At 66.7% G+C, this 13,161-nt stretch carries 14 protein-coding genes; 10 read left to right on the top strand and 4 right to left on the bottom strand.

From position 1 onward, the window contains the following. Positions 1 to 76 precede the first annotated feature (76 nt). The 5 genes from ugpB (at position 77) to ugpQ (ending at position 5,127) form a co-directional block, all read left to right on the top strand. Positions 77 to 1,402 carry a sn-glycerol-3-phosphate ABC transporter substrate-binding protein UgpB gene (ugpB, locus tag AACH00_RS02030; protein ID WP_341397268.1) on the top strand — a complete coding sequence of 442 codons (1,326 nt, stop codon included), beginning with the start codon at positions 77 to 79 and terminating at the stop codon, positions 1,400 to 1,402. Positions 1,403 to 1,510: 108 nt separating this feature from the next. Then, positions 1,511 to 2,392 (top strand): sn-glycerol-3-phosphate ABC transporter permease UgpA, encoded by an 882-nt coding sequence (gene ugpA / locus AACH00_RS02025; protein ID WP_341397267.1) that lies wholly within the window; start codon positions 1,511 to 1,513, stop codon positions 2,390 to 2,392. A 9-nt stretch (positions 2,393 to 2,401) separates the two neighbouring features. Continuing rightward, a complete protein-coding gene (ugpE, locus tag AACH00_RS02020; protein WP_341397266.1) occupies positions 2,402 to 3,256 on the top strand; it encodes a sn-glycerol-3-phosphate ABC transporter permease UgpE in 855 nt (284 codons plus the stop codon). A 19-nt stretch (positions 3,257 to 3,275) separates the two neighbouring features. After that, positions 3,276 to 4,340 (top strand): sn-glycerol-3-phosphate import ATP-binding protein UgpC, encoded by a 1,065-nt coding sequence (locus AACH00_RS02015; protein WP_341397265.1) that lies wholly within the window; start codon positions 3,276 to 3,278, stop codon positions 4,338 to 4,340. A gap of 1 nt (position 4,341) precedes the next feature. Continuing rightward, positions 4,342 to 5,127: a glycerophosphodiester phosphodiesterase gene (gene ugpQ, locus AACH00_RS02010; RefSeq protein ID WP_341397264.1), complete on the top strand. Its 786-nt coding sequence runs from the start codon at positions 4,342 to 4,344 to the stop codon at positions 5,125 to 5,127. A gap of 42 nt (positions 5,128 to 5,169) precedes the next feature. On the opposite strand, the gene AACH00_RS02005 is transcribed toward ugpQ, so the two are convergent. Further along, the gene (locus AACH00_RS02005; protein ID WP_341397263.1) at positions 5,170 to 6,483 is read right to left on the bottom strand and encodes an MFS transporter; all 1,314 of its coding nucleotides are present in this window, start codon (positions 6,481 to 6,483) and stop codon (positions 5,170 to 5,172) included. A 165-nt stretch (positions 6,484 to 6,648) separates the two neighbouring features. On the opposite strand from AACH00_RS02005, the gene AACH00_RS02000 reads away from it, so the two are divergent. Genes AACH00_RS02000 through AACH00_RS01980 form a run of 5 tightly spaced genes read left to right on the top strand, consistent with a single transcriptional unit; the run spans position 6,649 to position 8,830 of the window. Beyond that, positions 6,649 to 6,981 carry a hypothetical protein gene (locus AACH00_RS02000; RefSeq protein WP_341397262.1) on the top strand — a complete coding sequence of 111 codons (333 nt, stop codon included), beginning with the start codon at positions 6,649 to 6,651 and terminating at the stop codon, positions 6,979 to 6,981. After that, entirely contained in the window at positions 6,978 to 7,436 is a 459-nt protein-coding gene (locus AACH00_RS01995) for a bactofilin family protein (RefSeq protein ID WP_341397261.1), read from the top strand. The genes AACH00_RS02000 and AACH00_RS01995 overlap by 4 nt, the downstream gene beginning before the upstream one ends. A 38-nt stretch (positions 7,437 to 7,474) precedes the next feature. Then, a complete protein-coding gene (locus AACH00_RS01990) occupies positions 7,475 to 7,993 on the top strand; it encodes a bactofilin family protein (protein ID WP_341397260.1) in 519 nt (172 codons plus the stop codon). Positions 7,994 to 8,033: 40 nt separating this feature from the next. Continuing rightward, positions 8,034 to 8,399 (top strand): hypothetical protein, encoded by a 366-nt coding sequence (locus AACH00_RS01985; RefSeq protein ID WP_341397259.1) that lies wholly within the window; start codon positions 8,034 to 8,036, stop codon positions 8,397 to 8,399. Further along, positions 8,396 to 8,830 (top strand): bactofilin family protein, encoded by a 435-nt coding sequence (locus AACH00_RS01980; protein ID WP_341397258.1) that lies wholly within the window; start codon positions 8,396 to 8,398, stop codon positions 8,828 to 8,830. The genes AACH00_RS01985 and AACH00_RS01980 overlap by 4 nt, the downstream gene beginning before the upstream one ends. A gap of 97 nt (positions 8,831 to 8,927) precedes the next feature. On the opposite strand, the gene argJ is transcribed toward AACH00_RS01980, so the two are convergent. The 3 genes from argJ to AACH00_RS01965 all read right to left on the bottom strand — a co-directional run bounded on the left by argJ (position 8,928) and on the right by AACH00_RS01965 (position 13,152). Continuing rightward, positions 8,928 to 10,157 (bottom strand): bifunctional glutamate N-acetyltransferase/amino-acid acetyltransferase ArgJ, encoded by a 1,230-nt coding sequence (gene argJ, locus AACH00_RS01975; RefSeq protein ID WP_341397257.1) that lies wholly within the window; start codon positions 10,155 to 10,157, stop codon positions 8,928 to 8,930. Positions 10,158 to 10,228: 71 nt separating this feature from the next. Further along, positions 10,229 to 10,591: a hypothetical protein gene (locus tag AACH00_RS01970; RefSeq protein WP_341397256.1), complete on the bottom strand. Its 363-nt coding sequence runs from the start codon at positions 10,589 to 10,591 to the stop codon at positions 10,229 to 10,231. 74 nt (positions 10,592 to 10,665) lie between these two features. Then, positions 10,666 to 13,152: a glycogen/starch/alpha-glucan phosphorylase gene (locus AACH00_RS01965; protein WP_341397255.1), complete on the bottom strand. Its 2,487-nt coding sequence runs from the start codon at positions 13,150 to 13,152 to the stop codon at positions 10,666 to 10,668. Between the last annotated feature and the right edge of the window lie 9 nt (positions 13,153 to 13,161).

Genomic DNA, 13,161 nt, shown 5'->3' with positions numbered 1-13,161 from the left:
ATCATGTGACAAAACAGTTTTGTCACAAAAGACAGCCACACTGTTGAGTTGTCATGAAACTGATCTCGGAGCCCGTATGAACTTCAAGAAACTGGCCCTGGTGGCCTCGCTCGGCGGCCTGCTCGCGGCCCCTGCGCTGGCCCAGACGGCAGCAGCCCCGGTGGAGGTGCAATGGTGGCACTCCATGGGCGGCGCCCTTGGCGAATGGGTGAATGACCTGGCCAAGGACTTCAATGCCAGCCAGAAGGAATACAAGATCGTGCCCACCTTCAAGGGCAGCTATGACGAATCCATGACCGCCGCGATTGCCGCCTTCCGCGCCGGCAACGCGCCGCACATCCTGCAGGTGTTTGAAGTGGGCACCGCCACGATGATGGCCAGCAAGGGCGCCATCCGCCCGGTGGCCGAAGTCATGAAGGAAGCCGGCCAGAAGTTCGACGCCTCGGCCTACGTGCCCGCGGTCGCCGGCTACTACACGGCGCCCAACGGCCAGATGCTGAGCTTCCCGTTCAACAGCTCGACGCCTGTCTTCCACTACAACAAGGACGCCTTCAAGGCCGCCGGCCTCGACCCGAACAAGCCGCCCACCACCTGGCCCGAAGTGGCCCTGGCAGCCGCCAAGCTGAAGGCCACCGGCCACAAGTGCCCGTTCACCACCAGCTGGGTGAGCTGGACGCAGCTGGAATCGTTCTCGGCCTGGCACAACACCCTGTTCGCCACCAAGAACAACGGTTTTGGCGGCCTCGACACGCGTCTGGCCTTCAACACGCCGCTGCACGTGCGCCACATCGAGAACCTGGGCAACATGGCCAAGCAGGGCCTGTTCATCTACAAGGGCCGCGGCAATGCGGCTGACGCCACCTTCGTCTCGGGCGAGTGCGCCATGATGACCGGCTCGTCGGGCCTGTACGGCAACGTGAAGCGCAACGCCAAGTTCGCCGCCGGCATCGGCACCCTGCCCTACTACCCGGACGTGCCGGGCTCGCCGCAGAACACCGTCATCGGCGGCGCCAGCCTCTGGGTGATGAGCGGCAAGAAGGCCCCGGAGTACAAGGGCGTGGCCACGTTCTTCTCGTACCTGTCGCAGGCTGAAGTGGCGGCCAAGAGCCACCAGCGCACCGGCTACCTGCCGGTCACCAAGGCCTCGTTCGAGCTGACCGACAAGTCCGGCTTCTACAAGGAGAACCCGGGCACCGACGTGTCGGTGAACCAGATGATCCGCAAGACGACCGAGAAGTCGCGTGGTGTTCGCCTGGGCAACTTCGTGCAGATCCGCACCATCATCGACGAGGAACTCGAAGGCGTGTGGGCCGGCAAGAAGGCACCGAAGGAAGCGCTCGACGCCGCCATCCAGCGCGGTGACGAACAGCTGGTGCGCTTCGAGAAGAGCGCCAAGCTGTAAAGTCGCGACCCTTTGCAAAGGCGTGCCGGCACATCCGGCGCACCTGACCTGTCGCAGTGACGGGGCGTCTCCGAGATCCGGAGCGCCCCGTCGGTGTTTGGAGTGACGATGGAAAAACGTGTGCTGTTCCGCTCACGATGGCTGCCCTGGGTGCTGATCGCGCCGCAGATGGCCATCGTGCTGGTGTTCTTTTTCTGGCCCGCTGGCCAGGCGCTCTGGCAGAGCGCGCTGCAGCAGGATGCCTTTGGCACCAATGTCGAGTTCGTCGGGCTCGAGAACTTCCGTCGCCTTTGGGCCGACACCAGTTACCTCGCCTCGTTCAAGACCACCGCGGTGTTTTCGCTGCTGGTGGCGGTGAGCGGGCTCAGCCTGTCCCTCATGCTGGCCGTGATGGCCGACCGCGTGGTCAAGGGCGCGCGCTTCTACAAGACGCTGCTGGTGTGGCCATATGCCGTGGCCCCGGCGGTGGCGGGCGTGCTGTGGATGTTCATGTTCGCGCCGGGCCTGGGGGTGGTCAGCCACGCCCTCGGCCTGATGGGCATCGAATGGAACCACCTGCTCAACAGCAACCACGCCATGACGCTGATCGTGCTGGCCGCCGTTTGGAAGCAGATTTCCTACAACTTCCTGTTCTTCCTGGCGGGCCTGCAGGCCATTCCGAAATCACTGATCGAGGCCGCGGCCATCGACGGCGCCGGCCCCTGGAAACGCTTCTGGACGGTGCAGTTCCCGCTGCTGTCGCCCACCGCGTTTTTCCTGCTGGTCATCAACATCGTCTACGCCTTCTTCGACACCTTCGCGATCGTCGACGCCGCCACCCAGGGCGGCCCGGGCAAAGACACCGCCATCCTGGTCTACAAGGTCTATTACGACGGCTTCAAGGCGCTGGACATGGGTGGCTCGGCCGCCCAGTCGGTGGTGCTGATGGTCATCGTGGTGGCCCTCACGGTGGTGCAGTTCCGCTTCGTTGAACGCCGCGTGCAGTACTGAGGACACCCCATGATTGAACGACGTCCCGTGGCCACCTTCGTGGCCCACCTGGTGCTGATGATCGGCGTGCTGATCGTGGCCTTCCCGGTCTGGCTGACCTTCGTGGCCTCGACCCACACCGCCCAGGAAATCGCGCAGAGCCACCCGCTGTCGCTGCTGCCCGGCGCGCACGCGCTGGAGTCCTACCGCACCGCGCTGTTCGGCGGCACCACCAGCATGGGCAGCCAGATTCCCGCGGCCGCCCCGATGATGCTGACCAGCCTCATCAGCGCGTTGGTGATCTCGCTTGGCAAGATCACGATTTCGCTGCTCTCGGCCTTCGCCATCGTCTACTTCCGCTTCCCCTTCCGCAGCGTGGTTTTCTGGATGATCTTCATCACCCTGATGCTGCCGGTGGAGGTGCGCATCGGCCCGACCTACGAGGTGGTGTCGCATCTGGGCATGCTCAACAGCTACGCCGGGCTGACGGTGCCGCTGATCGCCTCGGCCACCGCCACCTTCCTGTTCCGCCAGTTTTTCCTGACGGTGCCGGACGAGCTGGTGGAGGCCGCGCGCATCGACGGCGCCGGCCCGCTGCGCTTCTTCAAGGACGTGCTGCTGCCGCTGTCGACCACCAGCATCGCGGCGCTGTTCGTCATCCAGTTCATCTACGGCTGGAACCAGTACCTGTGGCCGCTGCTGGTGACCACCGATGAGTCGATGTACCCGGTGGTGATGGGCATCAAGCGGCTGATTGCCGGTGAGGCCTACACCGAATGGAACGTGGTCATGGCCACTGCGATGCTGGCCATGCTGCCGCCGGCCCTGGTGGTCATCGTGATGCAGAAATGGTTCGTCAAGGGCCTGGTCGATTCAGAAAAATAAGCAAAGGACACTGTCAGACATGGCTCAGATTTCACTGCGCGCCGTTGAAAAAACCTACGGCTCCGGCGCTGGCAAGAACAAGGTGATCCACGGCGTGAACGCCGAGATCGCCGACGGCGAATTCATCGTGATCGTCGGCCCCTCGGGCTGCGGCAAGAGCACGCTGCTGCGCATGGTGGCCGGGCTGGAAAGCATCACCGGCGGCGAGATCGCCATCGGCAGCCGGGTCGTGAACGACCTGGAACCGGCCGAGCGCGACATCGCGATGGTGTTCCAGAACTACGCGCTCTACCCGCACATGAGCGTCTACGACAACATGGCCTACGGCCTGAAGATCGCCGGACGTCCGAAGGAAGACATCGACGCCCGCGTGCAGAAGGCCGCGCGCATCCTGGAGCTCGGCGCCCTGCTCGACCGCAAGCCACGGCAGCTCTCGGGCGGCCAGCGCCAGCGCGTGGCCATGGGCCGCGCCATCGTGCGCCAGCCCCAGGTATTCCTGTTCGACGAGCCTTTGTCGAACCTCGACGCCAAGCTGCGCGCCCAGACCCGCCTGGAGATCCAGAAGCTGCATGCCGAACTCGGCGTCACCTCTCTCTTCGTGACCCACGACCAGGTCGAGGCCATGACGCTGGCCCAGCGCATGATCGTGATGAACGGTGGCCGCATGGAGCAGATCGGCACCCCGGAAACCGTGTACGCCAAGCCGGCCACCACCTTCGTGGCCAGCTTCATCGGCTCGCCCCCGATGAACCTGATGACCGGCACGGCTGAAGCCGGCGCCTTCCGCATTGGTGAGCTCAGCCTGCCCCTGCCAGCCGCAGCCCCGCGCACCGGCGCCCTGGTGCTGGGCGTGCGGCCGGAGCATGCCGAGGTGTCCGCCCAAGGATGGCCGCTGAAGGTGCATCTGGTGGAAATGCTGGGCGCCGAGCGCCTGGTGCACGGCCTGCTGGGCGGCGCCGCCTTCACGCTGCGCATCAACAGCACCGAGCCGGCACCACGCGCGGGCGACACCGTGTTCCTGCAAGTGGCCGCCCATCACCTGCACTGGTTCGACCCGCAGACCCAGGCCCGCGTGGAGGCATGACATGAGCGCGCCCACCTGGCTGCTGGATGCTGAGAGCTGGCCGCTGCCGCTGTGGATTGCCCACCGCGGCGCCGGCAAGCTGGCGCCTGAAAACACCCTGGCGGCTTTCCGCGAAGGTGCGCGCCATGGCTACCGCGCGTTCGAGTGCGATGTGAAGCTGTCGGCCGACGACGTGCCCTTCCTGCTGCACGACGCCACGCTGGAGCGCACGACGCCCGAGCGCGGCATCGCGTCGCAGCGCTCGTGGTCAGCACTCTCGCGCATCGACGCCGGGGGCTGGCACAGCCGCTCGTTCGCCGGTGAGCCGTTGCCGAGCCTCGTGGCCATCGCGGCCTGGTTGCAGCGCAACGGCCACGGGCTGGATCTGGAGATCAAGCCCACGCCGGGTGACGAGGAACGCACAGGCCAGCTGGTGGCAGCGGAAGTGGCCCGGCTGTGGGCCGGCCAAGCTCGCCCGCCGCTGCTCAGCTCGTTCCGCCCGGAGGCGCTGCGAGGCGCCCAGGCCACCGCCCCGCAACTGCCACGGGCGCTGCTGCTCGACAGCCTGTGGAGCGGTTGGTGGGACGTGGTGCAGTCACTCGGCTGCGTGGCCGTGATCACGAACTACGGCCTGATGGACGCAGCGCTGATCGAACGCCTGCACGGCGCTGGTCTTCGCGCGCTGGTCTACACGGTCAACGACCCGGCCGAGGCGACGCGCCTGCTGGCCCTGGGCATCGACGGCATCATCACCGACGCCGTGGACCGGCTGGCGCCGGTGGAAGCTGAGCAGGGATTGCTGGACTGAGCGGGACGCGGTTGCGTCACGTCGTTGGGGCACGACGTTTGGTCAGGTCGTGGCGTCATCCACCACCTGCGTGCCGCTGACATTCACCGCCTTCGGAAGCACCTTCACCGCGCGGATCACCGGCCAGCGCCAGGCCACCACCGCCAGCAGGCTGCAGCTGATGCCGGCAAAGGCCAGCGAGGCGCGCAGGTCCACATGCTCACCCAGCCAGCCGCCGATCATCGCGCCGGGGCCCGCGGGCAGCAGGATGAGCCAGCGCATGGTGCTGGTCATCCGGCCGAGCAAGGGCTCGGGCGTCACCGCCTGCCGCAGCGAGATGAAATTGATGAAGATGAGCACGGCACCAAAGCCGAAGAAGCTCAACATGACTGCGAACGCGGCCACACCCACCGCCCCGCCCGGCATCACCGCCAGCACCAGCCAGCCGATGGCCGTGGTAGCCAGGCCCAGCACCAGGCAGGGGCCGGGCCCCAGGCGGGTGCTGATGCGGTCGCCCAGGATGCTGGCCAGCACCGTGCCGGCCCCCAGCGCCACATAACTCAGGCCCACCGCATGCTCGCTCATGCCCAGCGTGCGGGTGGCATACAGGATCTGCACCACGATGGCGGACTGGTGGCACATCTGCCAGATGCCCACGCAGGTGGCCAAGGCGATCAGCAAGCGCTGGCTGCGCACAAAGGCCAGGCCCTGTTTGAGGTCCGCCCAGAACCGGCCTGACGGCGCGGACGGCCGCTGCTCATTCACCTTCACGCCCCGCAGGATGGCGGCCGAGCCCAGCAGCATCACGGCGTCCACCAGCAGGGCCACGGGCGCACCCAGCACGCGGATCAGAGCACCGGCCACGCCGGGCCCCGCCACTTCGGCGCCGGAGCTGGCCAGCGCGTTCTTGGCATGCGCTTCCACCAGCCGCTCCCGCGGCACCACCTGGGTCAACACGATCTGTGCGGCCGAGCCCGCCGTGGTGTGCACCGCCCCGATGAAGAAGCCCACCGCGTACAGCCAGCCCATGCCGAGCCAGCCCAGCGCCCAGGCCAACGGCACCGAGGCCACGGCCACCGCCAGAACGATCTCGCCGGCCACATACACCGGCAGCTTGCGAACCCGGTCGAGCCACACGCCCGAAGGCAGCGAAAACAGCACGAAGGGCAGCAGCTCCATCGTGGTCAGCCAGCCCATCTGCGTGGGGCTGGCGTTGAGCAGCACGGCAGCGGTCAGCGGCAGCGCGAGCATGGTCACCTGCCCCCCGAACGAGCTGATCAGGATCGAGGTCCACAGACGCCGGTACACGACGTCGCGCAACAAATCGTCGGGCGCCAGCGTCATGCGGGCGCGCCATTGTTTCCACCAGAGCCTCATGGGCCGCTCACCTGCCGTTCCGGGTAAAGAACGCGTCGGACACTGCGGCCCGGATCAGGCCTCCAACGCAGCCGGACATGCTATCAGGCACGCCCCGATGGTCATCGGGTTGTGACGCTGCCACACTGAGGCGGAAAGCGCTTTCGCCAATTCATAATTGGTTACATGCAGGATCCCTCCTCTTCCGCTGGCACCCAGCAGTTCTTCACCGAGCAGATCGTGGGCTTGCCGATCCGCATCACGCTCGGGCGCCGGCTGGCCAAGGCCGATCAACCGAAGCGTGGGGTGCTGGTGAGCGGCGTCAGCGGGCGGGTGGAGGTGATGCAGATGGCCGCCCTCTCCTTGCTGGCCGATGACCCGGCGCAAGCCCTGGCCGGCCGGCCGGTGAACGGACCCGCCCTGCTGCGTGCACGGCGCGGCTGGCTCATCGGCGGCCTGCTGCTGTGGTCTGTGCTGCTGTGGGGCGCCTTCCACGTTCTGGAACACGGTTTCCCATGACACATTGGCACAACGACGACCCGCTGGACACCAGCCACGACACCCTGGTCATCGACCCGGTGAAGATGAACATCGTCAACCGCATTGCCGAAGGCAGCGCGGTGGATGGCGACCTGCGCTTTGACGGCGGCCTGCTGCTGCAGGGCACCTTGCGCGGCATGGGCGAAATCACCGGCCGGCTGGTCATCTGGCACACCGGCCAGTTGCAGGGCCGCTTCAAGGTGCTGGGCGATCTGTACGTGCTCGGCCACCTCGGCGGCGTGGCCGACGACATCGACCGCGACACCCTGATCGAGTGCCAGGGCACGGCCTATGTGGCCAGCACCGGTGTGTCCACCGGTACCCTGCTGGCCGCCCGGCTGCGCATGTACGATGGTGCGGTCCTTCAAGGCCCCTTCAAGACCCTCCGGCCCGAGCAATCGGTGCCGGTACTGCAAGCGGCTCGCAACAGCTGAGCCACTCCCTCCCGCATTTCAAGCAGTGGCTGTATCGCATGGATTCCAACCCTTACGCTTCCGACCCGTCTGACGACGAGGCCGTGCCTGATGATCCTTCGGCCGACGCGCCCGAGGTGATGATGGGCCAGAGCATGCCCGAGCCCCACCAGTTGCCCACGCTGCAGCCCGCCATGCAGGCGATGCCGGTGGCGGTGCCCGAGGGTCCGATCCGCCACTCCACGCTGGCCGATGGTCTGTCGTTCAGCGGCACTGCCGCGATCGCCGGATCGATCACCGTGGCGGGCGAGGTGCAGGGCGACCTGCGCGTGTCAGAGGCGGTGGACGGGCATGTCACCGTCACCGAAACCGGCACCGTGGTGGGCGACATCACGGCGCGCAACATCTCGGTGCTGGGCCAGACGGTGGGTCTGCTCGATGCGGGTGGCGGCCGGGTGTCGCTGCACAGCACGGCCAGCGTGTCGGGCCGCATCCGCTACACGCACCTGCAGGTCAATGGCGCCGATCTGAACGCGCAGCTCGAGCGCGTCCGCACGGATGGCGACCAGCGCCACTGAACCTCGTCCGCTGACCAGCCAGGAACTGCTGCATGCAGCGATGCACCGTTCGCAGCAGCGAGGCCGGCAGGTGGCCCGCAGGCGCCTGGCTGGGCGCTGGCTGCTGTGGTGCGCCGGCCGCGTGCTGCGCTGGGGCTGGCTGCCCGCCCTGGCCGTGGCCTTGTGGCTGCATGGCGGCACCGTGCTGGCTGAGCTGATGCCCAAGTCAACGCCCAGCCTGGCTCCGGCGATGAAGACACAGGCCCCCGCGGCGGTACCAGCGTCTGGTGCCATGTCCGCATCCGCAGCGTCTTCCGCCGCTCAGCCAGCCAGCGCTGCCGACACCCCGATTCACCTGCGTCTGGACGCTGACAATGCGCCGGCGCCCGTTCCCCGAACCAAGTCCCTGAAGGAGATGTCCCCATGAACTTCAACGACGGCAACCGCGTCACCGCCCGCCTGGTGCCCACGGAGCAACTCAATGCCATCTCCAGCCTGATCGCTGAAGGCGCCGAATTCGAAGGCTCGTTCAGCTCGCGCCAGGACCTGGGCCTGAAGATCGACGGCGTGCTCAAGGGCGACATCAGCTTCGCTCAGGGCGGCACCGTGCACATCGGTCCGACCGGCGTGGTGGAAGGCACCACCATCGAGGCCGACCACGTGCTGCTCGAAGGCAAGGTGCGCGGCACCATCGTGGCCCGCAAGACGCTGGAAATCACCGGCTCGGCCACGCTGCTGGGCGACGCGCTGTATGACGCACTGCTGGACGTGCACCCGCGCGCCCGCCTGCGCGGCAAGGTGGAATACCGCGGCGATGTGGATGCCGACGCCGATCTGGGCAACAACGGCAGCTACTGATCGGCCGGCCTCAGGCCATGCAAAAAGCCGGGGCACCGCAGTTCGCGGCGCACCCGGCTTGTTCAGGCCCGGCCAGGCCTGATGTGACCGTGAGGTCTCAGGACCGATAGTCGGCGTTGATGCTGACGTAGTCGTGCGACAGATCGCAGGTCCACACCGTGACACTCGCGGCGCCGCGGTTCAGGTTCACCTTCACGGTGATTTCTGACTGCTTCATCACACGCTGGCCGTCTTCCTCGCGGTAAGACGGGTTGCGGCCACCTTGGGTGACCACATGCACGTCGTCGAGGTGCATCTCGATCAGGTTCTGGTCGAGGTCGTCGATGCCGGCATAACCCACCGCCGCCAGGATGCGGCCCAGGTTGGGGTCACTGGCGAAGAAGGCGGTTTTCACCAGCGGCGAATGGGCAATGGCGTAGGCCGCCAGCTTGCATTCGTCTTCGGTGCGGCCGCCGTCGATCTGCACGGTGATGAACTTGGTGGCGCCTTCGCCGTCACGCACGATGGCTTGCGCCAGCTCACGCGACACGGCCAGCACAGCCGCGCTCAGGGCCTGGCCCTCGGCGCTGTCCAGCGAGGTGATCTCGGCATGGCCAGCCTGGCGGGTGGCGATCAGCACGAAGGAATCGTTGGTCGAGGTGTCGCCGTCGATGGTGATGCGGTTGAACGAGGCGTCGGCCGCGCGCGTCACCAGCGGCTGCAGCAGGCCCGGGGCCAGCACTGCGTCGGTGGCCACGAAGCCCAGCATCGTCGCCATGTTCGGACGGATCATGCCCGCGCCCTTGGAAATGCCGGTGACCGTGACCGTGACGCCACCGATCTGCACCTGGCGCGAAGCGGCCTTGGGCAGGGTGTCGGTGGTCATGATGCCTTCCGCAGCACGGGCCCAGTGGGCCGGCTGGCGATCAGCCAGCGCGGCTGGCAGGCCCGCCTCGATGCGCTCGACCGGCAGCGTTTCCATGATCACGCCGGTCGAGAACGGCAGCACCTGCTCAGGCGCCACGCCCAGCAGGCCGGCCAGCGACGTGCAGGTGCGGCGCGCCCGCGCCAGGCCGTCAGCGCCGGTGCCGGCGTTGGCATTGCCCGTGTTGATCACGATGGCCCGCACGGCCGCGCCACCAGCGAGGTGTTCACGGCAGACCTGCACCGGGGCGGCGCAGTAGCGGTTCTTGGTGAACACACCGGCCACGGCCGAGCCTTCGGCCAGCGACACCACGACCACGTCCTTGCGGTTGGCCTTGCGGACACCCGCCTCGGCGATGCCGAGCGTGACGCCAGGCACCGGGAACAGGGATTGCGGATCGGGAGCTTGCAGATTCACGGGCATGTCAGAGACCTCAGGGCAGAAGCGACAACGATAGGCGTTGGGGGTGGCGGCCGTGTGACGGCCGCGGTGCGTCAGCCGCGCGGCTTGCGGCCCTTCGGGGGCGGCGGGGGCGGCTCGGCACTTTCCGGGGCGGCCGAGAACAGGCGGGCCGCGCGGCCCTTCAGTTCCAGCAGCTCCGACGGCGTGACCGAATACTTCTGGCCGACCACATCCACCTCGATGCGGAATTCAACTTCCTTCTTGCCGTTGGACAGCATGCCGCAGGTGAATTCGTAGTCTTCGTCTTCGGCGGGGAAACCGTCGTACGGCGGGTCGTTGTTGTCGGACAGCTTGACATCACGGATCTCGCCGCTGGCCAGGTCCAGGATGCCGGTCGATTCAATCACCTCGTCGGCCAGTTCATCCACGATCTTGATGGGCAGCTTCAAATCCACGAGCGTCTTTCAGGCAATGAGAAAAGGGGGCGGATTGTAGTCCGCCCCCTGCATGGCTGGCTTCAGGCCGCCCTTCAGGCAGCGTCGGTTTTGCCCAGATGCACCGGCGTGCTGTGCCAAATGTCATGGGCGTACTCGGCAATCGTGCGGTCCGCCGAGAAGAAGCCCATGCCCGCCACGTTGAGCACGGCCTTGCGGGTCCAGGCGTCGGCGTTGCGGTACAGCGCGTCGACCTGGTCCTGGGTGTCGATGTAGCTGCGGTAGTCGGCCAGCAGCAGGTAGTTGTCGCCCCAGTTCACCAGCGTGTCGAAGATCTGCTGGTAACGGTCGGGCTCGCCCGGGCTGAAGACACCGCTGCGCACGGCTTCCAGCACGCTGGCCAGCTCAGCGTCGTTTTCGAGGTAGCGGCGCGGCTGGTAACCGCCGGCCTTCAGGTCGGCCACTTCCGGCGTGGTCAGGCCGAAGATGAAGAAGTTGTCGGCGCCGACGTGGTCGCGCATTTCCACATTCGCGCCGTCCAGCGTGCCGATGGTCATCGCGCCGTTGATGGCGAATTTCATGTTGCCGGTGCCCGAGGCTTCGGTGCCGGCGGTGGAGATCTGCTCGCTCAGATCGGCCGCCGGAATGATGATTTCCGCCAGGCTCACGCTGTAGTTCGGAATGAACGCGACCTTGAGCTTGTCGCCCACGCGCGGGTCGTTGTTGATCACCGCCGCCACGTCATTGATCAGGCGGATGACCTGCTTGGCCATGTGATAAGCCGACGCCGCCTTGCCGGCGAACACCACGACGCGCGGCGTCCACACCGCATCGGGGTTGGCGATGATGCGCTGGTAGCGGGTGATTACGTGCAGCACGTTGAGCAGCTGGCGCTTGTACTCGTGGATGCGCTTGACCTGCACATCGAACAGCGCGTCGCAGTTCAGCGTCACGCCCAGCTGCTTCTGCACCAGAGCGGCCAGGCGCTCCTTGTTCTGCCGCTTGACCTTGCGGAACGCGCCCAGGAAGCCCGGCAGCTCGATCGCGCCCTTCAGGCCCTGCAGCTGGTCGAGCTGGCGGCGCCAGCCGGTACCGATGCGCGCATCCAGCAGCGCACTCAGGCCCGGGTTGGCATGGGCCAGCCAGCGGCGCGGCGTGACGCCGTTGGTCTTGTTGTTGAAACGCTCGGGCCAGAGCCGCGCGAAGTCGGCAAAGATCGACTGCTGCATCAGGTCCGAATGCAGCGCCGACACGCCGTTGATCGAGTGGCTGGCCACCACCGCCAGGTAGGCCATGCGCACGCGGCGCTCACCCGACTCATCGATCAGCGACAGGCGACGCATCAGGTCGACGTCTTGCCCGTGGGTGCGGGTGAGCTCGCCGAGGAAGTGCGCGTTGATGTCGAAGATGATGCGCAGGTGGCGCGGCAGCACGCGGCCGAACATGTCGATCGGCCAGGTCTCCAGCGCCTCGTGCATCAGCGTGTGGTTGGTGTAGCTGAAGACCTTCTGGCACAGCGCCCAGGCCTTGGCCCAGGGCAGGCGGTGCTCATCGAGCAGCACGCGCATCAGCTCGGGAATGGCCAGCACCGGGTGGGTGTCGTTCAGGTGGATGCTGACCTTGTCGGCGAGCTGGTCGAACTCGGTGTGGGTGCGCAGGTAGCGGCGCACCAGGTCTTGCACGCTGGCGCTGACGAAGAAGTATTCCTGGCGCAGGCGCAGCTCGCGGCCCGACGGCGTGGAGTCGTCCGGGTACAGCACGCGCGACACGTTTTCGCTGTGGTTCTTGCTTTCCACCGCGCCGAAATAGTTGCCCTGGTTGAAGGCCCGCAGGTTCATTTCCTCGGTGGCCTTGGCGCTCCACAGGCGCAGGGTGTTGGTGGCTTCGGTGCCATAACCCGGCACGATGCTGTCGTAGGCCATGGCCAGCACATCGTCGGTATCCACCCAGCGCACCACGGCCGTGGGGCCGGTACCCACCTCTTCCACCCGGCCGCCGAAGCGCACGCGGTAGGTCACTTCCGGCCGCGGAAATTCCCAGGGGTTGCCGTGGGTCAGCCAGTAATCGGGCGCCTCCACCTGCCGGCCGTCCTTGATGATCTGGCGGAACATGCCGTAGTCGTAGCGGATGCCGTAACCGAAGCCGGGCACCGCCAGCGTGGCCATCGAATCGAGGAAGCAGGCCGCCAGGCGACCCAGGCCACCGTTGCCCAGCGCCGCATCGGGCTCCAGGTCAAACAGCTGGTCGACATCGACCTCCAGCTCGCTCAAGGCCTGCTTGAGCGTGGTCATCAGATCCAGTGCCAGCACCGCGTTGCCGAAGGTGCGCCCCATCAGGAATTCCATCGAGAGGTAGTACACGCGCTTGACGTCCTGCGCGTACTGGGCCCGCGTCGTCGTCATCCAGCGGCCGACGAGGTGGTCACGCACGGCGTAGGCGGCGGCCTGCATCCAGTCTTCCGGGCGTGCCGACGACGGGTCCTTGCCGATCTGGTACATCAGCTTGTTGGCGATGGCGCGCTTGAAAGCGGGCACGTCCTTGGCCAGGGCGTCATGCGCATTGGCGAATTGGGTCAGGTCCATGTCGGGCTT

This window comes from Ideonella margarita, from assembly GCF_038066635.1.
Classification (GTDB): Bacteria; Pseudomonadota; Gammaproteobacteria; order Burkholderiales; family Burkholderiaceae_C; genus Ideonella; species Ideonella margarita.
The sequence above is the reverse complement of the archived record's forward strand: the minus strand, read 5'-3'. Positions and strand labels throughout refer to the sequence as shown.